The following is a 24526-nucleotide window of genomic DNA, read 5'->3' on the forward strand; positions in this document are numbered from 1 at the left end:
CCCCGATTTGAGCGAAGTCAAGAGGAAGCCCCCGCCTCCGAACCTCAAACGATGTGCCTTCGCTCCGATTGTCAGGCGACTCTTCGCATGTTAGCCGGGATCGGTGTCGATGTAATCACGCCCCTGAAGCAGTAGGCCCTCATGCGAAAGACCCTCTCCACCATCATCGCGACCCTGGCGACCTGTCTCGTCCTCGTGCTTTCGGCCCGCTATGTCACGGGTCACTGGCTGTTTCACACATTCGCCAGCTTCCAGATCCAGGGCGCAGCACTCGCTTTCCTCATGGCAGCACTGGGCTTTCTGATCTACCGCAACCTCTATGGCTTCCTGCTGGTGCTCGCCTCTGTCGGTCTGGCTGTGCATGGTTACATGATGCTCGGAAGCTTCCGGCAGCCCGGCCTCCTTGATCCCGATGCCAAACCGCTCTTCCGCCTGATGTCGGTCAACATCATGGGGGACAATCCGCACGGCAAGGATGTCGCCGATGCGATGATCAATTCCGGCGCCGATGTGATCTTCATCCAGGAATCCGCCCCGATCGGGCCGGAAATCGACCGGATCAAGCAGACCTATCCCTACCGGCTCGGCTGCGGCGCCAAAACCATCACCTGCGATCAGAGCCTCTGGTCCAAACGCCCCTTCGTGATGGCGGAATTGAAGACCGCAAGCCCGATCTATCGCGATCGCCTGCTCTATGCCTCGATCGATTTCGATGGACGGGTGGTGACCTTCGTCAACGCCCATTTCACCAAGCCCTATTTCGACGGTTTCCTGAACCACGAGATGGCCCGTGTCACGCAGTTCATCAAGCCGATTGCCGGACCGTTGATCCTGGCGGGCGATTTCAATTCATCGATCCTGTCGCCGGGCGTGCGCAACTTCATGCGGGTCAACGGCTTCATGACGGCGGAAAAGGAGCCGGCAACCTGGCCGGTCGACTTCGTCGAAGCCGGCATGGCCATCGACCATGTCTTCGTCCGTAACGACATGCCGCTGACTCTGCGTTTCAAATCGTTGCACCGGCTCGACGATGCGCTCGGCTCGAACCATTTCGGCCTGATTGCCGATGTCGTGCTTGAGGACCAGACGCTTACATATCCGCCCCAATGAAGCCGCCGGACTGGCGGGCCCAGAGGCGCGCATAAAGCCCATCGCGGGCCAGAAGCGCCGCATGGCTGCCTTCCTCGACGATCCTGCCCCCGTCCATGACAACGAGCCGATCGAGGCTGGCAATCGTCGACAGCCGGTGCGCGATGGCGATGACCGTCTTGCCTTTCATCAGCTTGTCGAGATTCTGCTGGATCGCGGCCTCGACCTCGCTGTCGAGTGCGGACGTCGCCTCGTCGAGAACGAGGATCGGTGCATCCTTGAGCAGCATGCGGGCAATCGCGATACGCTGTCGCTGGCCGCCCGACAGTTTCACTCCACGCTCGCCGACATGAGCATCATAACCCTTGCGGCCACGATGATCCTCAAGCGCCATGATGAAATCATGCGCCTCCGCCTCCCGCGCCGCGCGGATCAGAGCCGCATCGTCGGCATCCGGCCGGCCGAACAGGATATTGTCGCGGATCGACCGGTGCAGCAGTGCGGTATCCTGCGTGACCATACCGATCTGGTTACGTAGAGACTGCTGGGTGACCGACCGCACATCCTGCCCGCCAACCAGAATGCGTCCGCCTTCAACATCGTAGAAGCGCAGGAGCAGATTGACGAGCGTCGATTTGCCGGCGCCCGAACGACCGACAAGGCCGACCTTCTCACCCGGCGCAACAACAAGCGACAGATTGTCGATGACACCGCTGCCCTTTCCATAATGGAAACTGACATTTTCAAACGATACGGACGGAGCGGCGGGCTGGAACTCGGTCGCATCCGGACGATCGGCAAGTCCGATCGGCTGGGCGATCATTTCCGCCGCATTCTGGATGGTGCCGATATTGCGCATGATGCCGTTGAACTGGGTCATCAGCCGTCCGAGCAGCATGTTCAGGCGCAGGATGAGTGCCAGCGAGAACGCCACCGACCCGGCCGAGATCTCGCCCCTCAGCCACAGATCGATCGCTTGGGCTGCCATGGCCGTGATCATCAGGCCGGAGACGAAAGCAAGCGACATGCGCACCCCAGTCAGATGCCGGGTGAAGGGAATGATCGATTTATAGAACAGGGAAAAGCCGTCGCGGATGTAGCGGTCATTATCCTCTTCCCGGCCGAAGAGCTTGAGTGTCTGGATGTTCGAGTAGGAATCCGTCAGCCGTCCAGTCAGCATGGAGGAGACTTCAGCCGTTTCGCGCGCATGTTTGCGAATGCGCGGTACGAAAAAGCGGGCCAGCAGCAGAAAGACGATGAGCCAGACAAGAACCGTCACCCCCAGGCGCCAGTCGAGGCCCGAAACCATGCCAATGGTGGTCGCCGCATAGATGATGATGAACCAGACCACCTGCAGGAACGAGACCATGAGGTCGCCGGTCGACTGTCCGGCGGACCAGACCTTGGTGACGATCCGGCCGGCAAAGTCATTCTGGAAGAACGAAAGCGATTGCCGCGACACCTGCGCATGAGCCTGCCAGCGCACGAGATTGAAAAAGCCGGGCACGATCGTCTGCTCTTCGAGCAATGCATTGAGGGCGACGATGGTAAAGCGCACCACCAGCATGACGAGCGCCATGCCGAGAATCTCGTAACCGTGGCTCGCGATCAGGCCGCTCCAACCGCCGCCGGCGGGCGTTGCATCGAGGATGTCGACGATGCGGCCGGTGAACCAGAACAGCGACGCCTCCATGACGGCGACGAGGCCGCCTACCACCAGCATGGCCAGAAACGGCCATTTCGCTTGCGAGACGTAGAACCAGAGAAAACCGAGCACAGACCCCGGCGGGCGAAGATCAGTCTTGCGGCGGAAAGGGTCGATCCAGGATTCAAAGCGCTTGAAGAGTCGTGTGATGGCCATGCGTCTATATAGGGCCGGCCTTGGTCATACGAAAGGCACTTCTGCCCTCGAACCTCATTATCCCCGCAGCCTTGCAACGACGATGCCGGCGACGATCAGAGCCAGGCCGAGAAAGTGCATCGGCGCAAGCTTTGTTCCGGCAAGCACCATATCGATGACGAGACCTGCCCCCATCTGCCCGCCGATGATGAGCAGCGCCGACCGCGTCGCGCCGAGCCTGGGAAAGACGAAGCTGCTGATCGCAACGAAGCCAGCCCCGATCACGCCGCCGGTCAAGGTCCAGAACGGTACCTTTGCCAGCGCCGAAAACTCGATCGAACCGAACAGCGGGATCAGAAGCAGAATGAAGACGGCTCCACCGAAATGGTTCCAGAACGAGGATTGGAAAACACCCTTGGCTTCACCAAGTCGCGCATTCATCGATCGTCCGGCGGCAACGAAGGCGCCGCCACAAAGCGCAATCAGGATGGCAGAAATCATGACGCGCTCCCCGCTTCCAGAAGGATGAAACTGCCGAGCCCGACCAGGATGACGGACAGGAGATCAAGTAGTCCAAGCCGCCGGCGCGGGGTCCCCAGAAGTCCGATCGCATCGGAAAACAGACCGAACAGCAACTGTCCGGCCAGAAGAAAGGCCAGCGCAGTCGAAAGGCCGAGCACGCTGTTGACCGCCATGGCGCTCAGGGCCACGGCGAAGGCACCCGGCACGCCACCAAGATAGGACCACAATGGCGCCCTTCCCGCATCGGCAGGTTCGGAAGGTGCGATCGAACCGGAAAAGGACCGATTGGCGAGCACGAAAACGGCGGCAGCGGCAGCACCAACGGCATGGGCTGTCCAGGATGCCGTCAGCGCGGTCGTTTCCTGTGCCAAAGTGCTGTTGATCTTGATCATGCCGGCCAGCATGCCACCCGAGGCAATGGCCAGAACCCAGTCACCGAAACGTGCCACGCACATACCCTCTTCTTCACGCCGGCGCGCAAGCGGCCCCGGTTTTCAAAGTCCTTTCCGGATTTACACCAACAAGCGATGATGGGAATCGAGAAAAGCTGGAAATGACTTTAGGAAATCTAAAGACAGCCTGCGCCGAACGCGCCGGCGCAGGGTCTGTCGTCATCAATGATCAGGCTTCCACAACGGCATCGTCGGCAATGAAGCCGCCCGACTGGCGCCGCCAGAGATCAGCATAGATGCCGCCTTTAGCGACCAGTTCGCCATGCGTGCCCTGTTCGCGGATCACGCCCTTGTCGAGCACGATCAGACGATCCATTTCAGTGAGCGTCGACAGTCGGTGAGCGATCGCGATCACGGTCTTGCCCTCCATCAGTTGGAACAGGTTTTCCTGGATCGCCGCCTCGACTTCGCTATCCAGCGCAGACGTCGCCTCGTCGAGAATGAGGATCGGCGCATCCTTGAGGAACACGCGTGCGATCGCCACCCGCTGACGCTGGCCGCCCGAGAGCTTGACACCACGCTCGCCGACCTGGGCCTCGAGGCCCCGACGACCTTGCGGATCGACCAGCGTCTCGATGAACTCCCAGGCGTTGGCCCGCTTGGCAGCCTGGATGATCTCGGCATCCGTGGCATCGGGCCGGCCATAGGCAATGTTGTCGCACACCGAACGGTGGAGAAGCGAGGTATCCTGCGTGACAACACCGACGAGCGCGCGCAGACTGTCCTGCGAGACATGCACAATATCCTGGCCGTCGATCAGGATGCGTCCCCGCTCGACGTCATAGAAACGCAGCAGCAGGTTCATCAGCGTCGTCTTGCCGGCCCCGGAGCGACCGACGAGTCCGACCTTCTCACCCGCCTTGATGGTCAGCGAAAAGTCCTCGATGACACCCTTCTGCTTGCCGTAATGGAAGCGGACATCCTCGTAGACGATCTCGCCGCGCGGTGCGGCAAGCGCCTTGGCTTGCGGCCTGTCCAGAATATCGTGCGGCTTGGTCATCATGCCCATGCCGTCATAGACGGTGCCAATATTTTCAAACAACGCCGCCACTTCCCACATGATCCAGTTGGACATGCCGTTGACGCGCATCGACAGGCCGATCGCGACCGCCAGCGCGCCGATGCTGACCTCGCCGCCCAGCCAGAACCAGATGCCGAGAGCTGCAACCGAGAACTGCACGAGTACGTTGTTGATATCGACCGCAATGTTGAGCAGCGAGATCTGCCGCATCTGGCCATGCACCGTGCCCAGAAACTCGTCCATGCCCTCCTTGGCATAGATCTCCTCGCGGCCGGCATGCGAGAAAAGCTTCACCGTCGCGATGTTGGTATAGCTGTCGACGATCCGGCCCGTCATCATCGAGCGGGCATCGGCCTGGGCACTCGAAAGCTGGCGCAGCCGCGGGATGAAATGCCGGAGGATCAGGATATAGATGATCAGCCAGACGAGCAGCGGCAGGCCGAGACGCCAGTCGACGGCAGCCACCAGCGCCAGCATCGAGACGAAGAAACTGACGGCGTAGACGAAGACGTCAATGATCTTCATCGCCACTTCGCGCACGGCGAGCGCGGTCTGCATCACTTTCGTCGACACCCGCCCGGCAAATTCATTGGCAAAGAAGGTCATCGAATGGCGCAGCAGGAACCGATGCATCTGCCAACGGGCGATCATCGGAAAATTACCGGCCAGAACCTGGTGCATGGTCAGCGTATGAATCAAGCCGATGATCGGCATGCCGATCAGCAGCAGTGCCGCCATCCAGGCCAGCCGCCAGCCCTCTTTTGCAAGGAAGGTGGCGCGATCGGCATTGCTCAGCCAGTCGACGATATTGCCGAGGAACTGGTAGAGAAACACTTCGATTACGGCGATGCCCATTGAGCAAAGACCGAGCACGACCAGCCAGGGCCATGCCGGCTTGGTATAATACCAGCAGAAGGCGAACAGGCCCTTGGGCGGCAGTTGCGGCGCATCTGTCGGATAGGGATTGATGCGGTTTTCAAACCAAGCAAACATGGAATGCTCCGATAGCGAGAGCGATCTCGCGAAGAAAGGTCAGGGCTAGGTCAAGCAGAAGAGGCCTGTTGCCCGAAACTGGATTATTGAGAAAATTCAGATGATCCTAATGGATCAGGAGGCGCGAACCAGCAGACGGGGAAGAGTGTGCTCGGCAATGTTATCCATGGCATCCTCCTCTGTTCGCGTTGAAGATAACTTCTAGTAGACTGATTTCTTCAAATCATCTAGCCCCGGAATGACAGAAGCCAAGACTGTTGCAGAAAACCGCCGGAAATGTTGCCAAATAGGCACAACCTTATCCTAGCCCTGGAATTGCCCATGACCGGTCTCTCGATCGCCCTCTACCAGCCCGACATTGCCGGAAACACCGGCACAATTCTCAGGCTCGCCGCCTGTCTCGGACTGTCGGTGGAACTGATCGAGCCTGCCGGTTTCGATGCTTCCGACCGCAATTTGCGCCGTGCCGGGATGGATTATCTGGAAATCGCCCCTCTGACCCGGCATCTGAGCTGGTCCCATTTCGAGGACTGGCGCAAGGCTTCCGGGCGGCGTCTCGTGCTGGCTTCAACGCGGGCAGCAGATCCCTATACCAAGTACACCTATCGTCCGGATGATATTCTCCTGTTCGGGCGCGAAAGTGCAGGCGTTCCCGAGACCGTGCATGAGAGCGCCGATGCACGCGTCCTGATCCCGATGGTCGAGGGGGCGCGCTCCATCAATGTGGCGCTGTCGGCGGCCATGATTGCCGGCGAAGCGCTCCGGCAATCAAAATGGCACAGTTCGATAAAATTGTAATTGTTCGCGCAACGGAAGCCAAACAACCTTTGGCTAATATGCTCCCAAAGACAGGGAGAAAACCATGCAGCTTCCGGCATTTTCAGTTCAGCGTCCCATGAACGCTAGCTTTGCACCCGCAAAGCCGATGATCGAACGCGAACAGCAGACCCGCGAGACATCGCGCATGTCAGACGATGGAACGAGACCTTCGCGGACGTTTTCGTCGGCGAACAACGACAGGCAGAATTCGGTCCTATCTGACGACATGCCGAGAAACGCCATAACGCACGCGCACTCCGTTGCGACAAAATCGGCGGAGGGTCTCTCGGCCGCGAACAAGATTGTCGGCGACATCCGTGAAAAGCTCGTGCTCGCAGCAACCACGTCGACTAACCGCGATCGGCTGAACAGCGCCATAACAAAAGACAAGGAACAGCTTCGCTCGCTCGCCGAATCCGCCGCCATCTCCGGCGACAACTGGCTGAAGCTTGATGTCGGCCGCACGCCCGGTCCGGTGGAACTCGTGTCCGCCGTCAATCTCGCCGAAGACGGAACCGCCGAACTCAAGACGATCGATTTCGACACGACCGGCACGGCGTTGATTTCCGACGACAATCCCGAGGACGGCATTCTCACATCCACCTATGACGTCTTCGGCCGCTCCGGCGATTTCTATTCCTACCACCTGATCGACAATGGCGCGATTTCCGACGAGATCGCAGTGACCGACGAGCATTCGCACGACGAAATTTCCGGCATGATCGAGGTTGCGGACCGGATCCGGGTTGCCCTTCGCGAAGCCGGCGAGCGTGTTGGCGCTGTTCAGGATCGACTCGCCGAAGACGACAACACCATCCCCACACTGATCGACAGTCTCGAACTGACGTCGGCCAAAGAAACCGAAGACGCCGATGCCGAGACCAAGGCAACCGACATTCGCACCCAGTTGCTGACGATGATGCTGAACATTGCCAACAATGATCCGACGGCTTTCCGCAAGCTGTTCGCCTGATCGTCCGGTTTCTTCCTGTCTCGAGAGGCGCCTTCCCATGGGAGGCGCCTTTTTCGTTTCCTCCAGCATCCGGCGGAAGGCTGGGAAATCATGGCCCGGGAGCCCGCGCTTGACGGTCCCAAAATCTGGTCCGTCTGACGACTTGCAGGCGGTTGCTTTACCCCCTTCAGTTTATTGGAGGATGGATGGGCTGCGAGGCCGGAAACACAGTCGCTGTCGTGAACGGCCATCCCTGGCCCTGAGGACAGGAGAGTGACGCTGTCAACGCTTCACAGCAGAAAGCTAAAGTGTCCAGTCTCTGTTCGAGCGCAAATCCGCTCACGGACCAGAGGGGCACTCAGCGAAGAACAGCGCGTTCCTTCAGGCGCATCGCGATCCGCCTTGGCTGTATCAGCTTTGGCGTTGAATGGCTGGAGGCTCTGGCAGCCTGAACCAGCGTAGATCGCCAGACGCTTTCGCGATGTTGCTATGAAGCTGAGCGAGATCGGTGGAGAGATCAGCTGGCAGCCGAATTGCGGGCTGGCGAAACGAAATCGATGAACTCGTCGATCGGCAAGGGTTTGGACCAGAGATATCCCTGTCCGTAGTCGGCGCCGACTTCGCGCAGTTTGGCGGCCGTCTTCTCGTCTTCCACGCCTTCAGCGACCGTGCAAAGTCCGAGCGATTTCGCAAGGCCGATGATCGCCTCGACAAGCGCCGTATTTTTCGGCGAGTCGAACATGGTGAAGATGAAGCCCTGGTCGATCTTGAGCGTCTTGATATCGAAGCGGCCGAGATTGCCGAGGTTCGAATAGCCCTTGCCGAAATCATCGACAGAGAAGGAGATGCCCTTGGCCGCCAGCCGACCGATCTGGCCCGCAATGTCATATTCATCTTCGAGAAAGAGCGACTCCGTCAGTTCAAGCTCGAGGAATTGCGGCTCCAGACCGCTGACATAGAGCGCATCAAGAACGATATGCTCGAAATTTCCATGTTTGAACTGCACGGCGGAAACATTGACGGCGACCGCGAAATCCGGATGGCCGAGATCCTGGATGCGCTTGGCCATCAGGCAGGCTTCGCGCACAACCCATTCGCCGATTTCCACGATCATGCCGGTGTTCTCGGCAATCGGAATGAAAAGATCCGGCCGCACCGGCGGCCCCTTGTCCGGAAACCAGCGCAACAGGGCTTCCGCTCCCCTGACCTTTCCGGTCTTGAAATCGATTTTCGGCTGCAGATAAAGCGAGAATTCATTCTTCTCGATGGCGGTCTTGAGCTTGGCGGCCATGGAAACCAGTTCGATGGCCTGATTGTTCATCGTTTCGTCGAACAGACGATAGCTGTTGGCCGCCACGTCTTTCGCCCGATACATCGCAATGTCGGCCTCACGACGCAATTGCTCGAAACTGGTCGAGACATCGAGGCGGATCGATGCGCCGATCGAACAGGTCAGGAGAAAGAATTCATGACCATTTTCCAACGGCTCGGCGATCTTTTTCCGTATGCAGTCCGCCATTTCCGCAAGGCTTTCCGGCGTCGTCGCTCTCTTCGTCAGGATGCCGAACACATCACCGCTGACGCGGAACAGGCTATCCCCCTCTTCCGCTCGATCCTTGAGACGGGTCGAAATCATTTTCAAGACATCGTCGCCAAACACATGGCCGAGCGAATCGTTGATCGACTTGAAATTGTCGAGACCGATCAGGACCAGGCTCATCTTGACGCCGCGCCGGGCATTGACCTCGTCGCGAAAAAGCTTCTCGGCCATGAACAGATTGGGCAGGCCGGTCAAGGCATCATGGTTTGCCAACCGGAAGATCTCGTCTTCCGAGGCCTTTGCCTTACGATATTCGTGATTGTAGCGCGACAGCAGGTGGCGCATGTCATTGGCAAGAATGAACACCGTCACGGCCGTCACGGAATAGAGCATCACGGCATCGCCGACATTCGCCCAATCAAAGGCGAATTGGCTGTAATTGACCCAGCCATTTTCGTTTGCCACCCCAAGCGCCACCGCATTGGCGATGACGGCAAGGTACATGACAAAGAAATGCTTGGGCGTCGCGAGAATAGCGGTGAAGACGAGTGCGATCGAATTGCCGAGGATGATCTGGTCGCGCAGACCGTCTCCCTGCCAGGTAATGTAGGTGACGGCGGCAAAAATTGTCCAGAGGAACAGGAACTGCGCCGCTTCGGGCAGGTTCCGGTCATAGAACCTGCGCGCAATGAACATGACCGCAAAAACGAGCGCCGCCGAAAGGCTGAGCCAGAGACCACGCTCGAAAATCAGATTGTTGGCGATCGAAAGGACAGCAAGCAGGTTGATCGCAACGATCATCTGCTTCACGCGGCGGGCGTTATACTGCGACAAGGCCTTGTTGACGTCGAACTTTTCACCGCTTCCGAGCAGGTCCTTGTCAGACGCACCCGGTCGACCGGACAGGCCAAGCCCTCCAGTTTCCGGATGTCGTCTCATGAACCGCTCAAAAAACATTTTGATCCTGATCTTGCCCTGTTGCCCGCGTTGCACCTTTTCCAGCGTGGATTGAGACTGGCAGAATTTCACACATCATTGACCCGAAATTGCTCACGAGGAATGACAAATGTCAAATTTCTGCCCGTTTCACCCACCGGGTCCTTGTTTTGGCACACCGTCATTCATAATCCTGACTTTTCGGTAAAAATTCGCGAATGTGATGTCCGCCCCAGAACCATTGGCCCGCCAACGGGGCTGAACCTGCTCCAATGGTTTATTTTCCCTTTCGATTCAGGGTACTTCTTGATAACAACGATGGCTAAAACCAAGCATGGATGCCATTCGACATGGAACGACCGCACCTTCCCCCCGGGCTGCCAGATGATATCGAGGAAAAGAAGGAATTGGCGCGCCAGTGGTTCGAAACCTTGCGGGATTCGATCTGCGCCGAGTTTGAACGCCTGGAGGAAGAACTCGAAGGACCGCTTTCAAACCATCCTCCCGGTCGGTTCGTGCGCAAGCCCTGGCTCAGGGATGAGGGCCGCGGCGGTGGCGGAACCATGTCGATGCTCGAAGGCCGCGTGTTCGAAAAGGCCGGCGTTCACACATCCACCGTCCATGGCGAGTTTTCGCCCGAGTTCCGCAAACAGATTCCGGGCGCCGAGGAAGACCCGCGCTTCTGGGCATCGGGCATTTCGCTGATCGTTCATCCCGTCAATCCCAATGTTCCTGCCGTTCATATGAACACGCGCATGGTGGTCACATCTTCCTGCTGGTTCGGCGGCGGCGCCGATCTTACGCCGGTGCTGGATCGTCGCCGGACCCAGGACGACCCCGATAGCCAGCTATTCCACCGGACAATGGAGATTGCCTGCGCGCGCCACGCTGTTGCCGATTACCCACGCTACAAGGCCTGGTGCGACGAGTATTTCTTCCTACCCCACCGGAACGAGCCCCGCGGGATCGGCGGCATCTTTTATGACTGGCTGCATTCAGATGACGACAAGGGTGGCTGGGAAGCCGATTTTGCCTTCACCCGCGATGTCGGCCGCGCCTTTTCGCTGGTCTATCCGCGCATCGTGCGCGCCAATTTCAACAATGACTGGACCGAAGAGGATCGCGACGAGCAACTCGTCCGTCGTGGTCGCTATGTGGAGTTCAACCTGCTCTACGATCGCGGCACGACCTTTGGCCTCAAGACCGGCGGCAATGTCGAATCCATCCTCTCCTCGCTGCCGCCAGTGGTTCGCTGGCCGTAAATCGTGGCTGCACCATTGGTTTTGTCAGCTTGAAAGATTGACCAAGGCGAAACAAGGGGAAGTGGCACACAAACAGTTGTCGCAAAACGAACATATTTCGCCTTTTTCAGGCCATTTACCTCAAAGCGTCATACAAACGCCAAACGAATCATGCTAGATTCCTTCAGTCCTGATGGTCTGGAGGAGAGTATCATGGCACTTGACGACAAGGCGACGAAAACGGCTGCAGCGCCCGTCGATCCGCGGACGTTGGATTTCATCGACCAGATTTCCTACTATGAACGTCTGACGACGCCCGATGCGGACAACGACAATCGCGGCACGACCGACAGGAAACGGGATGCATCCTGCTTCGAAGCTTGGGCCATGCCCGACCACATTCGCTGACCGACCCTTTTGAGCGTCAGAACGGGCAGTTCCGCTGCCCTATCGAGGTCAGCTGTCGCCCAGTGTGGCAATCAGCTCGGCAGCCGTTGCGGAAAATCCTGATGCGACCCAAAGCGCCTCGAGCTTGGCCAGGTTCGCCCCCAAAGCCGGTCCGGGCGCATAGCCAGCTTCGATCAGATCCGCACCCCTGATGGGCATGGTCGGCATCGGCCATGTCTGGACGATGGAAAGCTGCTTCTGACGGACGGCGATTTTAGCGAGCGTTGCGACATCCGGCTCCGGATCGGCGGAGAGCGAAACGAGAGCGAGCTTCAGGCGCGTTTCGATGCCAACCGGACCAAAGTGGTAGATCTCCTGCTTCAGCGCCGTTTCGGTCGCCTCTTCCGCGATCAGTTTGGCCCGCGCCCAGGTCTGGAAGAAATCCTTTTCGACATTGGCAAGCTTCAGGCGGCTGGACATGGCGCTTAATCGCTCGGCATCCGGCGGAACGATCGCTGCAAGCCGTAAAAGAGGATCAATCGGCCAGCCAAAAGAGGCTTCGGCGCGCATGAGCGCTGGTATCGAATCGATGCCCCATTTCTCGCTCTCGGGAAGGATCTCCGTCAGAACGCCGGTGGTGCGCATCCAGAGCAAGGCCTTGCCCGGCTCGCGCGCCGACAGGAGCTTTTTGAGTTCCGACCAGACCCGTTCGGCGGACAAAAGTTTCAGCTTGCCCTTTGCGCGCGCGCAGGCCTTGAGACCTTCGGCGTCCGGCCGACCTCTTCCGTAATGGGCGAAGAAACGGAAGAAGCGCAGGATCCGCAGATGATCCTCGGCAATGCGCTCGGACGCGTCACCAATGAACCGCACGGTGGCCGTCCGGATATCCTCAAGCCCGCCGACATAATCATGCACGACACCATAACGATCAGCGTAGAGGGCATTGATCGTCAGGTCGCGGCGCGCGGCATCGGCCTGCCAGTCCTTGGTGAAGGCCACCTCGGCATGCCGCCCATCCGTTTCCACATCGGTCCGGAGTGTGGTGACTTCGAACGGACGTCCGTCGAGGACCAATGTCACCGTGCCATGCTTGATGCCGGTCGGCACGCAACGGATGCCTGCGGCTTCGGCGCGGGCCTGCACCGCTTCGGGTTCCAGCGTTGTCGCAATATCCATGTCCGAGACCGGCAACCCCAGTAACGCATTCCGCACCGCCCCCCCGACGATGCGGGCTTCGCCACCTTCGCCATTCAGCACGGCGAGGATTTTCTGCAGCGCCTCATCGGCAAACCAGGGCTCATCGGCAACCGACGTCATTCGTAGAACCTTTCATAGATCGAGCGGATGATGCCGGCGGTAATCCCCCAGATCCGATGCCCCTCGTAGGGAATTTCGTAGAAATTGCGTTCACGGCCCGAAAACTGGGCCCGGCCAAGCCTGTAGTTGTCCGGATCCATCAGAAAGGACAACGGCACGTCGAAAACATAGTCCACCTCATCCGGATTGGGCTTCAGCGCAAAGCCGGGCCGGACGACGGACAGAACAGGCGTGATCCGGAAGCCGGTCGGCACCGGAAAGGACGGCAAGGTTCCGACGATCTCGACGAAATGGCGCGGCAGCCCGATCTCCTCCTCCGCTTCCCGCAGTGCCGCCGATGCGGCATCATGGTCATCCGGATCGAGCTTGCCGCCCGGAAAGGCGATCTGGCCGGAATGCTTGCGCATGGAATCGGTCCGCTTGGTCAGGATCATCCGGGCACCCGCCGGCTCATCGACCACCGGCACCAGCACGGCGGCATCCCGGAAGTTCAGATTGTCGATGACGCTCATGCCGGGATTGGCGCGATAATCGCCATAGTCGAGAAAGCCGCCATAGCTGCCGGCCAGATGGGCTTCGGCCCGGCGTTGGAAATCGGTCGCTGTAAATTGGCTCATCGTGACAATCGGTCCAGTTCATCGGCAGGCATCACCGGAAAGACGGAGCCGGACGAGCGGAGCACGAACATGTCGCGCCCGTCGATCGGCATTGTTTCCCCAAGCGCCACCAGATCATACATCACCGCCCGGCTCACCAGCGCCTCCAGCCGTCCGCGCACGTGAATGTAAGGCTTGAGCTGGTTGGTTTCACCGACAATGGAAAAGCGCAACGGATGGTCCGGACCGGCAACGACCACATCGCCGACATTGGTGCGGAAGGTGAGTGTCTGATCACGCCCCTCGCCTTCGACATTCATTTCGACGGCCAGAAACGGCGCATCCTCGATCCGGATCCCAACCTTCTCCACCGGCGTCACCAGATAGGTATTGCCATCCTCATCCTTGCGAAGAACGGTCGAGAACAGGCGCACCAGAGGCTGGCGGCCGATCGGTGTGCCCATGTAGAACCAGGTACCATCGGCGCGGATTTCCATGTCGATGTCGCCGCAGAAGGGCGGGTTCCACTTTTCCACAGGCGGCAGTCCGCGCGGGCCGCCTGAATCTTCGGCGGCACGGGCAATGAGCGCGGCCAGGTTGCCCGCGTCGGTCTGACGGCCCATTCCGCTGTCTGCCATTCTTCTGACCTCTTCTCATTCCATCTGTGACGAAGACGTGATCGGAATCTCGCTTGTCTGTCGGGGATACCCCTGTAAGGTGTTATCTCCATTCAAGACAAGCCAAAACCCGATTCGACCCGGACAACGGCATTATCACCGGAGGATATGATGGGCGCAATCACACCGGCGGATGCCCGACTGGACGAAGCAGCAGTGGCAGCCCTGGCCGAACAGGCCCTTTCCGATATCGCACGCATGAAGACCGAAACCGCCAAGGTGATTTTCGGCCAGGAGAACGTGGTCGAACAGACCATTCTGGCCGTGCTTTCGGGCGGCCATGCGCTTCTGGTCGGCGTTCCGGGTCTGGCAAAGACCAAGCTCGTCGGCACGCTCGCCCGCGTCATGGGGCTCGGCACCAGCCGCATCCAGTTCACGCCCGACCTTATGCCCTCCGACATTCTCGGCTCGGAAGTCATGGACCAGGATGAGGCCGGCCGTCGCAGTTTCCGCTTCATCAAGGGGCCGGTCTTCACCGAGCTTCTGATGGCCGACGAAATCAACCGTGCAAGCCCGCGCACCCAGTCTGCCCTGCTGCAGGCCATGCAGGAATATCATGTGACGATTGCCGGCAAGCGCTATGACCTGCCGCAGCCGTTCCATGTGCTCGCGACGCAGAACCCGTTGGAGCAGGAAGGCACCTATCCGCTTCCGGAAGCCCAGCTCGACCGCTTCGTGATGGAAATCGACGTCGAATATCCCGATCTTGCTGCCGAGCGGCGCATTCTTCTGGAGACGACCGGCACCACTGAAGCCGAAGTCAGTGCCGTCATCGACTCGACCCGGCTGATGGAGATCCAGTCGCTGATCCGCCGCATGCCGGTGCCGGAAAGCGTTGTCGATGCGATCCTGTCGCTGGTACGCTCCGCCCGCCCCGGAAACGGCAATGATTTTGCCAATGCCAAGGTGGCCTGGGGTCCCGGTCCCCGCGCCGGACAGGCGCTGATGCTGACGGCGCGTGCACGTGCGCTCTATCATGGCCGCTTCGCGCCTTCGATCGATGATGTGATGGCGCTGGCCGGACCTGTGCTGCAGCACCGTATGGCGCTGACTTTTGCCGCCCGCGCCGATGGCGTGACCATTCGCGAAGTGATCGGGCGGCTCGTCGAGCCCCTCGGTCGCGGATAAGCGGGCAACGGTATCGTGGCGCCCATCGGCCATAAAGTTTCGCCAACGCCATCGGCGGCGGCCCTGTCACGTGCCCGCGAGCGGGCGCGCCTGCTGCCCGATTGCCTGGTCGAGGCCCGTCGGATTGCCAATACGGTGATTTCCGGCTGGCATGGCCGCAAGAAGCGCGGCATCGGCGAAAACTTCTGGCAGTTCCGCCCCTTCGTCGAAGGCGACAGCATTACCCGCATCGACTGGCGGCGCTCGGCGCGCGACGACCACACCTATATCCGCGATCGGGAATGGGAGGCAGCCCACACGATCTGGCTCTGGGCCTCGATGTCGCCCTCGATGATGTTTCATTCGAAACTCGGCATGGTTTCCAAGGAAAGTCGCGCGCTCGTGCTGATGCTCGCAACGGCGGAAATCGTCGCCCGCTCCGGTGAGCGCATCGGTTGCCCGGGCGTCATGGAACCGATTACCGCCCGCAATGCCGCCGAACGGTTGGCGCATGCGTTGATCCATGCCGATCTCGAAGGGTCGATGCCGGATACGGGCATGATCCGTGGCGCCAGCGAAATCGTCCTGTTCGGCGATTTCCTCGATCCGCCGGACAAGACGCTCCAGCAATTGCAGCCCCTGTCCCAGCGCGGACTTCGCGGCCACATCGTCGAAGTGTCCGATCCGGTCGAGGAAGATTTCCCCTATTCGGGACGGGTCGAGTTCACCGATCCGGCCACCGGCGAGAAGTTCCTTTCGGGACGGTCCGAGGGATTGCGGGAGGAATATCGCCAGCTCTATTTCGCCCGGCGTGAAGCCCTGCGTGATGGGTGCCGCCATATGGGCTGGAACTACATCGCCCACAACACGTCGCGACCGGCCTCCGAGGCACTCGTCGCCGTTCATATGTATCTGTCGGGCCAGCCGGGCCGCGCCATTGGCGGAGCGCCGTGATGGGTGCCCTCGCCTTTACGACGCCTGCTCTTCTGTTGGCCCTCGCAGCGCTGCCGGTGATCTGGTGGCTCCTGCGGCTCACGCCGCCCAAGCCAGAGCGCGAAGTGTTTCCGCCCTTCCGGCTGCTGCTCGAACTCGGCCGCCGCGAGCAGACGCCGGCGACGACGCCCTGGTGGCTGCTCCTGTTGCGGCTTCTGCTTGCCGCAGCCATCATCATCGCGCTCGCAGGACCCGTGCTCAATCCCCGCACGGCCGGTATCCCGGCCGATGGGCCGCTGGTGGTTCTGCTCGACAATGGCTGGTCCACGGCACCGGCCTTCGAAAAGCGACGGCAGACGGCCGCGCAGCTGATTTCGGAAGCCGCAGCGCGGGATCTGCCTGTGAGCCTTCTCCTGACCGCCGAAGACAGCCAGGATGCAACGCCGATGGCAGCAAACGAGGCACTGCGCCTGCTGGCCGCGGCCCGCCCGCGCCCCCTGCCGAGCCTGCGCGAACGCACCGCCGCAGCACTCGAAGCGAGCTTTGCCGGACAGAAACCCGGCCTCGTCGCCTTCATCACCGATGGCATCGCCAGCGAAGGGGATGGGCCGCTGTTGCAGGCGATCGAAAGGCTCGGCCCCTCGCGTTTCGATCTCATCGGCCGCAGCAATCAGGATGCGATCGTGATTGCCGATGCCGCCAACAGTGCCGACCGCATGACGGTCGACCTGCGTCGTCTCGATGCGAGTGCCCCTCTGGTGGTCAATCTCTCGGCGCGGGATCTGCAGGGCCGCATCATCGACCAGACCCAGGTGGCCTTTGCGGTCAATGAATCCCGCAAGAGCGCGACGCTCGAGACGCCCTACGAACTGCGTAACGATTTTGCGCGCCTGACGCTCGATGGCGAGAAGACCGCCGGCGGCACCCGTCTGCTGGATGACAGTTTCAAGCGCCGCAGCGTCGGCCTGGTCTCGGGCGAAGTCGGCGATCGCAGTCAGCCGCTGCTGTCGCCCCTTTACTATATCAACCGCGCGCTTGCTCCCTATGCCAATCTTGGCGAAGCGCAGGGTGTCGACCTCGCCACCGCAATTCCTAAGCTGATCGAAAGCAAGCCGTCCGTGATCGTGCTCGCCGATATCGGACGCCTGCCGACGAGTGCCGAGACCGCGCTCACGAACTGGATCGAGGCCGGCGGTACGCTGGTGCGTTTTGCCGGACCACGGCTGGCCACGGCATCGGCCGATGATCCGTTGATCCCGGTACGCTTGCGCACCGGCGAGCGTGCGCTCGGCGGCGCCATGTCCTGGGCAGAGCCGCAGCCTCTCGATGCCTTCCGCACCGGCAGTCCGTTCGAAGGTCTTCCGGTTCCCGACGGCGTGCTCGTCAATCGCCAGGTGCTGGCCGAACCGTCCGACGAACTCGACAACCTCACCTGGGCAAGCCTCAAGGATGGGACACCACTGGTGACGGCCCGCGACCTCGGTGCCGGCCGGATCGTTCTCTTCCATGTCAGTGCCGAGACAAGCTGGTCGAACCTGCCGCTGTCCGGCAGTTTCGTGGAAATGCTGCGCCGGATCGTGCAATTGGCGCGCACCAGCCTGCAGGGCAATGGCAAGGGGGCGGAAGCCTCGCTGCTGCAGCCTTACCGGCTGCTCGATGCCGATGGAGCGCTGACATCGGAAACGGGTTCGGCCAAGCCCATCCAGGCCTACAGCAAACCGGCAATTTCCTCGGCAAGCCCGCCCGGCCTCTATGGGTCCGAAGACGGGTTCCAGGCCGTCAATCTGTTCGATGCCGACACGCCGCTCAATGCCCTTTCCATTCCGGCAGGGCTTGCCTACGAAGAGGCGGGGCTTGTCGGCGATGGAAGCCGGTCGCTCACCCCCTGGTTCCTGATCGCCGCCATGATTCTTGCTCTTGCCGATACACTTGCAATGCTCGTCTTCTCGGGCGCCTTCAGCCGCCGTATCAGTGCTTCTGCGCTGACCCTGCTTGCCGCCTTCATCGTCTCGGGAACTGCACCGGATTTCGCGCGCGCCGATGACAGCCGCCCCGGCGACGAACAGCTGATGGCACGGCTCGACAAGACCCATCTCGCCTATGTGATCACCGGCGAGCAGGAGGTCGACCGGATTTCGGAACGCGGTCTCGCCGGCCTCACCGACTATCTCTTCTACCGCACCACGCTGGAACCGGGCGACCCGGTCGGCGTCGATATAACCAAGGATGAACTGGCGGTCTTCCCGATCCTCTATTGGCCGGTGACGGCAACCGCGCCGATGCCGAGCGAAGACGCAATCAGCCGCGTTGATGCCTATATGCGCTCGGGCGGCACCGTTCTCTTTGACACGCGCGACCAGTTCTCCGCGCTTTCGGCCTCAGGTGCTGTGAGCGCCAATACCCAGCGGCTGCGCGCCATTCTCGCCCGCATCGACATTCCGCCACTGGAACCGGTTCCGAACGACCATGTGCTGACCAAGAGCTTCTATCTCCTGAAAGCCTATCCGGGCCGCTATGCCGGCAGTCCGCTCTGGATCGAAGCCCAGCCGCATGGCAAGCCGGATCCTGGCCGCCCGGCGCGGGCGGGCGATGGCGTCACGCCGATCCTGATTACCGGCAACGATTTTGCCGGTGCCTGGGCGATCGATGACATGGGCGCGCCGCTTCTGCCGCTCGTTCCGCCGGACGAGAACCAGCGCGAGATGGCCTACCGCACCGGCGTCAACATCATGATGTATATGCTCACCGGCAACTACAAGGCCGACCAGGTGCATGTGCCGGCCCTGCTCGAACGGTTGGGACAGTGACATGACGCTCACGATCGATCCTTTCCTGCCGCTGCCGCTCATCGGCCTTGCCGCCCTGCTGGCCGCCCTGCTCGTCGCGCTCGGCTTCTACCGGCGCCAGCGCGGCGTGCTGATCCGGAGCTTCGCACTTGCCTTCCTGCTCGGCGCGCTCGTCAATCCGCTGATCCTCAACGAGGAACGCGAACCGCTTTCGACCATCGTGGCCATTGCCGCCGACCGCAGCCAGAGCCAGGATGTGGCGGGCCGCACCGCCGAAACCGACAAGGCGATTGCTGAATTGAAGGCGGAACTCTCCCGCTACCCGGGCATCGAGCCGCGCGTGATCGATGCCGCTCGCGATGACGGAAGCGACACCCATTCGACGCGGCTGATCAGCTCGGTCCTCGGCGTCCTTCAGGACGTGCCGCCCGCCCGCATCGGCGCCGTCATTGCCGTCACCGACGGCCAGATCCACGACCTGCCGCGCGACAACCGGCTGGCTGGCATCGATGCTCCGGTGCATGGTCTGATAACCGGCCGGAAGGGCGAATATGACCGGCGGATCGAAATCGTCAAAGCGCCGCGTTTCGGCATCGTCAATCAGGAACAGGAGATGGTTCTGCGGGTGATCGACGATGGTCGTCCCGCCGGCGAACCGGTCGAGATCCTGCTCAAGATCAATGGTGAACTGACCGGACGGATCGATGCCCAGGTCGGCCAGGAACGCCGTATCCGCTTCTCCCTGCCGCTCGCAGGGACCAACATCGTCGAAGTTTCGGTGGAAGAGATTGCCGGCGAGATCACCCCGATCAACAATCGCGTCGTGCAGTCGATCGATGGTATCCGCGAAAATCTGCGAGTGCTGCTGGTTTCCGGCGAGCCGCATGCCGGCGAGCGCGCCTGGCGCAACCTTTTGAAATCCGACACGTCGGTGGATCTCATCCACTTCACCATTCTCAGGCCGCCGGAAAAGCAGGATGGAACGCCGATCAACGAACTGTCGCTGATAGCCTTCCCGACCCGCGAACTCTTCGTCGAGAAGATCAAGGATTTCGACCTGATCATCTTCGACCGCTACCAGCATCGCGGCGTGCTGCCGATCCTCTATTACGACAATATCGCCCAATATGTGCGCGATGGCGGCGCGCTGCTTCTGGTCTCCGGTCCCGAACATGCCGGCAGTGATTCCATTGCCTATACGCCGCTGTCGAGCGTGCTGCCCGCCATGCCGACCGGCGACATGACCGTGAAACCGTTCTTCCCGCGCCTTTCCGAACTTGGAGCCAAGCATCCGGTCACAAGGGGGCTGCATGGCGCAGAAAGCGAACCACCGCATTGGGGCCGCTGGTTCCGCTCGGTTGCGGTCAACCCGCCGGATGGCAATGTCATCATGGATGGCCCCGACAAGTCGCCGCTTCTTGTTCTCTCGCGCGTCGGCGAAGGGCGCATCGCCATGTTGCTCTCCGATCAGGGCTGGCTCTGGGCCCGCAGCTTCGAAGGCGGCGGACCGCATGTCGATCTCTATCGACGCATCGCCCACTGGCTGATGAAGGAACCCGCACTCGAAGAGGAAGCCTTGACGGCCCGTGGCCGTGGCCGCGAGATCGAGGTCACCCGCCAGACGCTCGGTCCAGCGCCGAAAGAGGCAATCATCCGGGCGCCCGATGGCACGGAGACGACGCTCGCCCTGAAGCAAGCCGAGCCCGGCCTCTATCGCGGCACCTTCAAGACGCGCTCGACCGGTCTCTTTGAAGTCCGCAATGACAAGTTCGCCACCCTCGTCCATGTCGGGGCGGTCGATGCGCCGGAATTCCGCGAGATGATTTCCACCGAAGACAAGTTGAAGCCCCTGGCCGAAGCCAGCAAGGGCATCGTGCATCGGCTGGATGACGGCAGCGGAACGATCAGTCTGCCGCAGATCCTCACCGTGCGCGGTCAGGTGCGGATCGACGATCCGAACCGCATGGTCATCCGCATGACCGACGAGACGGTGTTGAAGGGCATCACGTCCCTGCCGCTCTTCGGCGGCCTGCTCGGATTGGGCCTGCTGCTTCTCGGCTTCGGTGCCACCTGGTGGCGCGAGGGCCGTTAGGCCGCTTCCGGCCGCCAGCCGATCTTGCCCTTCAGCCTCGAATGGATCTCCTCGCCGACCGGCACCACCAGCACGCGGGCGGGATCGACAGGTCCGGGAAATTCGAGCGCCGCATAGGCGACCTTCTCGAAACCGAGCGGCATATAGTAAGGCGGATCACCGACAAGAATGATCGCCTCCGAGCCCTTGCGCTTGGCCGCCTCGATGGCAATCCGCACCAGTTCGCGGCCGATCCCCATATTCTTGTGCGACGGCCGGACTGCAAGCGGTCCGAGCAGGTGGCCCTTGACCGAACCGGCCGAGACCGGCGTCATCCGCACCGAGGCAATGGTTTCGCCACGGTCGGCGCAGACGAAGGAGAGCGACCGGTCATGCGGTCCCTGCTCCCGGATCCGCGCAGCGGCACGGGCAAAACGACCGGGGCCGAACGCTTCGTCATTGATGATTTCGATGGCGTGATCGTGGGACGCGTCTTCGGTCAGATAGACAAGGTCATGCTTTTTCATGAGGAGACAATTCCGGAGTGCAACAGACAGGATAACGGACGGTCCGGCAAGGAACTTGCTGGAACCCAGAGATCGTCATCGTGGTCGTCGCAGGAATGTCATAAGCGTTATCTGACCTTTTCAGAAAATGTGACGGCGCCGATAGCAGGAAAAAATTGCTTCGCCAAGGGCAAAAACGCAGCGTTCAACGATCCGCTATCGATTTTAGCCTCAAGACGCGCCACATTGCCGGCAAGCAAGGAAAGGAATTCATCATGGGCATGCTCGTAGACGGCCAGTGGCACGATGTCTGGTACGACACATCCAAGAGCGGCGGCCGCTTCGTCCGATCGGTTTCGCAGTTCCGCAATTTTGTGACCGCCGATGGCAGCGCCGGCCCGACGGGAACAGGTGGCTTTGCCGCCGAGAGCGGTCGCTATCATCTTTACGTGTCGCTGGCCTGTCCCTGGGCGCATCGCACGCTGATCTTCCGCAAGCTCAAGGGCTTGGAAGACCATATCGATGTTTCGGTCGTCCATCCCCTGATGCTGGAGAATGGCTGGGAATTCCGTGACGAGGGCGCGGCCACAACCGATCATCTGTTCGGTTCATCGGCCCTCTGGCAGGTCTATACCAAGGCCGATCCGACCTATTCCGGCCGCGTGACCGTGCCCGTGCTCTGGGACAAGAAGACCGGTACGATCGTGTCCAACGAAAGTGCGGAAATCATCCGCATGTTCAACAGCGCCTTCGATGACATCACCGGCAACCGGCTGGATTTCTATCCCGAGGATCTGAGCGCGGATATCGATGCGCTCAATGCCAAAATCTACGACAGCATCAACAATGGCGTCTACAAATGCGGCTTTGCCACCACGCAGGAGGCCTATGAAGAGAATTTCGGCAAGCTCTTCGAAGCCCTCGATACCATGGAAGAACGGCTGAGTGCCAACCGTTATCTGTTCGGCGATCGCCTGACCGAGGCCGACTGGCGCTTCTTCACGACACTTGTTCGCTTCGACCCCGTCTATGTCGGCCACTTCAAGTGCAATCTGAAGCGGATTGCAGATTACCCCGCTCTGACGCGCTATCTCAAGGATCTCTACAATCATCCCGGTGTCGCCGAGACCGTCAATTTCGATCACATCAAGCGGCATTATTACCAGAGCCACAAGACGATCAACCCGACGGGAATTGTCCCTGTCGGCCCGGAGATCGACCTTGCCTAACCACTAGACGATCGGCTACTAAAGGCTCAACCCACAAACGGGAAAGCGGAGGAGCATTCGATCATGGTGGTGACAATTCTGGACGGCGGCATGGGCCGTGAACTCGAACGTTCCGGCGCCCCCTTCAAGCAGCCGGAATGGTCTGCGTTGGCGCTGATTGAATCGCCTGAGCATGTGGCCCGCGCCCATGATGCTTTCGCCTCCGCCGGCGCCCGTGTGATCACGACCAATTCCTATGCGGTCGTTCCCTTCCATATCGGAGAGGAGCGTTTCAGAACCGATGGTCTCAGGCTGGCGCGTCTGGCCGGCGAACTGGCCCGCTCTGTCGCCGACCGGCATGGCATCAAGGTCGCCGGCTCACTGCCGCCCGTTCTCGGCTCCTACCGTCCGGACCTGTTTACGGTCGAGGAGGCGCGTCCGATCCTGGAAGTGCTGATCGATGGTCTTTCGCCCTCCGTGGACCACTGGCTGGCCGAAACGCAAAGTTCATTGGCAGAAGTTCGCCTCGTTCGCGACCTTCTGGGAGATGATCCGCGTCCGCTCTGGCTCTCCTTCACCCTTGACGATCACGACTCCAAAGCGGTGCTTGAAGGCCGCGACGCCCCGCGCCTGCGCTCCGGCGAAAGCGTTGCCGATGCCGCGCGTCTCGCCGCCGAACTTGGCGCCTCCGCGCTTCTCTTCAACTGCAGCCAGCCGGAAGTGATGGAAGCAGCCGTCAGGGCCGCGCGCGAAGCACTGGGACCAATCCCGATGGAAATCGGCGTTTATGCCAACGCCTTCACCAGCGAAGCAGACGATGCGGCGGCGAACGAAACGCTGCACGGCATTCGTGCCGACCTGACCCCGCCCGGCTATCTGCGCTGGGCCAGGAGCTGGGTCGATGCCGGCGCAACGATGGTGGGCGGTTGCTGCGGCATCTCGCCCGAACATATCACGGAACTGTCGCAGCATCTCAATGACGGTGCGCGAGCACAGGCCTGACCGCCTCACCAGAGCTCGTCATAATCCTTCTCGCCGCTGATCTCGGCCAATCGGCGGCGGGTGGCTGATGTCGTTGCCTCCGGAAGCGCATCGAGCGCAAAAAAGCCGCTCTCGACAATCTCGCGATCGGCCAGCCGCGGATGCGTTTGCCGGACGAGGCAGCGGAAGAAAACGACATGGTCGCGCTTGGATGTGCGACGATTGTAATAGACATGCAGGAGCTCGGGCGGCGCCAGAAGTTCGAGATTGCCCTCTTCGCGGATCTCCTTGGCGATTGCCTGTCGCACGGTCTCGTAACGCTCGACCCCGCCCCCAGGCATGTGCCAGCCGGGAATGTAGGAATGGCGGACGAGAAAGATGCGCCCCTGTTCATCGAAACAGGCAGCCCGCACCCCCACCGTCATGCCCTTGATGAAGAAATAGACCGTATGCGCGATCTTCGTCAGGATCCGGTAACGGATCGCGCTCATCTCCGGTGGCGTTACATCGTCCATGGCTCTTGCTCCTGCTGATACCTGCCTTTATGGAAGG

Annotated in this window: 22 protein-coding genes; 11 read left to right on the forward strand and 11 right to left on the reverse strand. The window is 60.7% G+C overall.

Annotated features, from left to right (window positions below):
- Positions 1 to 141 precede the first annotated feature (141 nt).
- On the forward strand, positions 142 to 1110 hold the full coding sequence (locus tag Q4481_RS09730; RefSeq protein WP_304376165.1) for an endonuclease/exonuclease/phosphatase family protein: 969 nt from the start codon (positions 142 to 144) through the stop codon (positions 1108 to 1110).
- Here Q4481_RS09730 and Q4481_RS09735 read toward each other — a convergent pair.
- The 4 genes from Q4481_RS09735 to Q4481_RS09750 all read right to left on the reverse strand — a co-directional run bounded on the left by Q4481_RS09735 (position 1091) and on the right by Q4481_RS09750 (position 5917).
- Complete coding sequence (locus Q4481_RS09735; protein WP_304376166.1) at positions 1091 to 2950, reverse strand: ABC transporter ATP-binding protein; 1860 nt, start codon at positions 2948 to 2950, stop codon at positions 1091 to 1093. The two genes, Q4481_RS09730 and Q4481_RS09735, sit on opposite strands and share 20 nt — an antisense overlap.
- 57 nt (positions 2951 to 3007) lie before the next feature.
- A complete protein-coding gene (locus tag Q4481_RS09740) occupies positions 3008 to 3430 on the reverse strand; it encodes a DMT family transporter (protein ID WP_304376167.1) in 423 nt (140 codons plus the stop codon).
- On the reverse strand, positions 3427 to 3900 hold the full coding sequence (locus tag Q4481_RS09745; protein WP_304376168.1) for a DMT family transporter: 474 nt from the start codon (positions 3898 to 3900) through the stop codon (positions 3427 to 3429). Before Q4481_RS09745 ends, Q4481_RS09740 begins: the two co-directional genes overlap by 4 nt.
- 172 nt (positions 3901 to 4072) lie before the next feature.
- A complete protein-coding gene (locus Q4481_RS09750) occupies positions 4073 to 5917 on the reverse strand; it encodes an ABC transporter ATP-binding protein (RefSeq protein ID WP_304376169.1) in 1845 nt (614 codons plus the stop codon).
- A gap of 321 nt (positions 5918 to 6238) precedes the next feature.
- Here Q4481_RS09750 and Q4481_RS09755 point away from each other — a divergent pair, with 321 nt between their 5' ends.
- Complete coding sequence (locus Q4481_RS09755; RefSeq protein WP_304376170.1) at positions 6239 to 6715, forward strand: tRNA (cytidine(34)-2'-O)-methyltransferase; 477 nt, start codon at positions 6239 to 6241, stop codon at positions 6713 to 6715.
- An 87-nt stretch (positions 6716 to 6802) separates the two neighbouring features.
- Here Q4481_RS09755 and Q4481_RS09760 read toward each other — a convergent pair whose 3' ends face one another.
- Positions 6803 to 6964 (reverse strand): hypothetical protein, encoded by a 162-nt coding sequence (locus Q4481_RS09760; RefSeq protein ID WP_304376171.1) that lies wholly within the window; start codon positions 6962 to 6964, stop codon positions 6803 to 6805.
- A 100-nt stretch (positions 6965 to 7064) separates the two neighbouring features.
- On the opposite strand from Q4481_RS09760, the gene Q4481_RS09765 reads away from it, so the two are divergent.
- Positions 7065 to 7709 carry a flagellin family protein gene (locus Q4481_RS09765; RefSeq protein ID WP_304376172.1) on the forward strand — a complete coding sequence of 215 codons (645 nt, stop codon included), beginning with the start codon at positions 7065 to 7067 and terminating at the stop codon, positions 7707 to 7709.
- A gap of 496 nt (positions 7710 to 8205) precedes the next feature.
- On the opposite strand, the gene Q4481_RS09770 is transcribed toward Q4481_RS09765, so the two are convergent.
- Positions 8206 to 10167 carry a putative bifunctional diguanylate cyclase/phosphodiesterase gene (locus tag Q4481_RS09770; RefSeq protein WP_304376173.1) on the reverse strand — a complete coding sequence of 654 codons (1962 nt, stop codon included), beginning with the start codon at positions 10165 to 10167 and terminating at the stop codon, positions 8206 to 8208.
- 347 nt (positions 10168 to 10514) lie between these two features.
- On the opposite strand from Q4481_RS09770, the gene hemF reads away from it, so the two are divergent.
- Together hemF and Q4481_RS09780 are read left to right on the forward strand one after the other, a co-directional pair.
- Positions 10515 to 11426: an oxygen-dependent coproporphyrinogen oxidase gene (gene hemF, locus Q4481_RS09775; RefSeq protein ID WP_304376174.1), complete on the forward strand. Its 912-nt coding sequence runs from the start codon at positions 10515 to 10517 to the stop codon at positions 11424 to 11426.
- 192 nt (positions 11427 to 11618) lie between these two features.
- Entirely contained in the window at positions 11619 to 11813 is a 195-nt protein-coding gene (locus Q4481_RS09780) for a hypothetical protein (protein ID WP_304376175.1), read from the forward strand.
- Between the two features lie 48 nt (positions 11814 to 11861).
- Here the strand turns inward: Q4481_RS09780 and Q4481_RS09785 are convergent, their stop codons facing one another.
- Genes Q4481_RS09785 through Q4481_RS09795 form a run of 3 tightly spaced genes read right to left on the reverse strand, consistent with a single transcriptional unit; the run spans position 11862 to position 14343 of the window.
- Positions 11862 to 13109, reverse strand: a complete 1248-nt coding sequence (locus tag Q4481_RS09785; RefSeq protein WP_304376176.1) for a CCA tRNA nucleotidyltransferase — start codon at positions 13107 to 13109, stop codon at positions 11862 to 11864.
- A complete protein-coding gene (locus tag Q4481_RS09790) occupies positions 13106 to 13726 on the reverse strand; it encodes a CoA pyrophosphatase (protein ID WP_304376177.1) in 621 nt (206 codons plus the stop codon). Before Q4481_RS09790 ends, Q4481_RS09785 begins: the two co-directional genes overlap by 4 nt.
- A complete protein-coding gene (locus Q4481_RS09795) occupies positions 13723 to 14343 on the reverse strand; it encodes a DUF1285 domain-containing protein (RefSeq protein WP_304376178.1) in 621 nt (206 codons plus the stop codon). Before Q4481_RS09795 ends, Q4481_RS09790 begins: the two co-directional genes overlap by 4 nt.
- Positions 14344 to 14493: 150 nt before the next feature.
- Here Q4481_RS09795 and Q4481_RS09800 point away from each other — a divergent pair, with 150 nt between their 5' ends.
- Genes Q4481_RS09800 through Q4481_RS09815 form a run of 4 tightly spaced genes read left to right on the forward strand, consistent with a single transcriptional unit; the run spans position 14494 to position 21300 of the window.
- Positions 14494 to 15510 carry an AAA family ATPase gene (locus tag Q4481_RS09800; RefSeq protein ID WP_304376179.1) on the forward strand — a complete coding sequence of 339 codons (1017 nt, stop codon included), beginning with the start codon at positions 14494 to 14496 and terminating at the stop codon, positions 15508 to 15510.
- A gap of 15 nt (positions 15511 to 15525) precedes the next feature.
- On the forward strand, positions 15526 to 16443 hold the full coding sequence (locus tag Q4481_RS09805; RefSeq protein ID WP_304376180.1) for a DUF58 domain-containing protein: 918 nt from the start codon (positions 15526 to 15528) through the stop codon (positions 16441 to 16443).
- On the forward strand, positions 16443 to 19229 hold the full coding sequence (locus Q4481_RS09810; protein WP_304376181.1) for a DUF4159 domain-containing protein: 2787 nt from the start codon (positions 16443 to 16445) through the stop codon (positions 19227 to 19229). Before Q4481_RS09805 ends, Q4481_RS09810 begins: the two co-directional genes overlap by 1 nt.
- A gap of 1 nt (position 19230) precedes the next feature.
- Positions 19231 to 21300, forward strand: a complete 2070-nt coding sequence (locus tag Q4481_RS09815) for a hypothetical protein (protein WP_304376182.1) — start codon at positions 19231 to 19233, stop codon at positions 21298 to 21300.
- Here the strand turns inward: Q4481_RS09815 and Q4481_RS09820 are convergent.
- Positions 21297 to 21806: a GNAT family N-acetyltransferase gene (locus Q4481_RS09820; RefSeq protein WP_304376183.1), complete on the reverse strand. Its 510-nt coding sequence runs from the start codon at positions 21804 to 21806 to the stop codon at positions 21297 to 21299. The two genes, Q4481_RS09815 and Q4481_RS09820, sit on opposite strands and share 4 nt — an antisense overlap.
- Positions 21807 to 22060: 254 nt before the next feature.
- Between Q4481_RS09820 and Q4481_RS09825 the strand changes: the two genes are divergently transcribed.
- Together Q4481_RS09825 and Q4481_RS09830 are read left to right on the forward strand one after the other, a co-directional pair.
- Positions 22061 to 23014: a glutathione S-transferase family protein gene (locus Q4481_RS09825; protein ID WP_304376184.1), complete on the forward strand. Its 954-nt coding sequence runs from the start codon at positions 22061 to 22063 to the stop codon at positions 23012 to 23014.
- Positions 23015 to 23077: 63 nt separating this feature from the next.
- On the forward strand, positions 23078 to 23995 hold the full coding sequence (locus Q4481_RS09830) for a homocysteine S-methyltransferase family protein (protein ID WP_377353962.1): 918 nt from the start codon (positions 23078 to 23080) through the stop codon (positions 23993 to 23995).
- A 5-nt stretch (positions 23996 to 24000) separates the two neighbouring features.
- Here Q4481_RS09830 and Q4481_RS09835 read toward each other — a convergent pair whose 3' ends face one another.
- Complete coding sequence (locus tag Q4481_RS09835; RefSeq protein ID WP_304376185.1) at positions 24001 to 24489, reverse strand: NUDIX domain-containing protein; 489 nt, start codon at positions 24487 to 24489, stop codon at positions 24001 to 24003.
- Positions 24490 to 24526: the final 37 nt, after the last annotated feature.

Origin of the sequence: Fluviirhizobium alvei (genome assembly GCF_030551875.1) — a bacterium.
GTDB classification, from domain to species: domain Bacteria; phylum Pseudomonadota; class Alphaproteobacteria; order Rhizobiales; family Rhizobiaceae; genus Rhizobium_E; species Rhizobium_E alvei.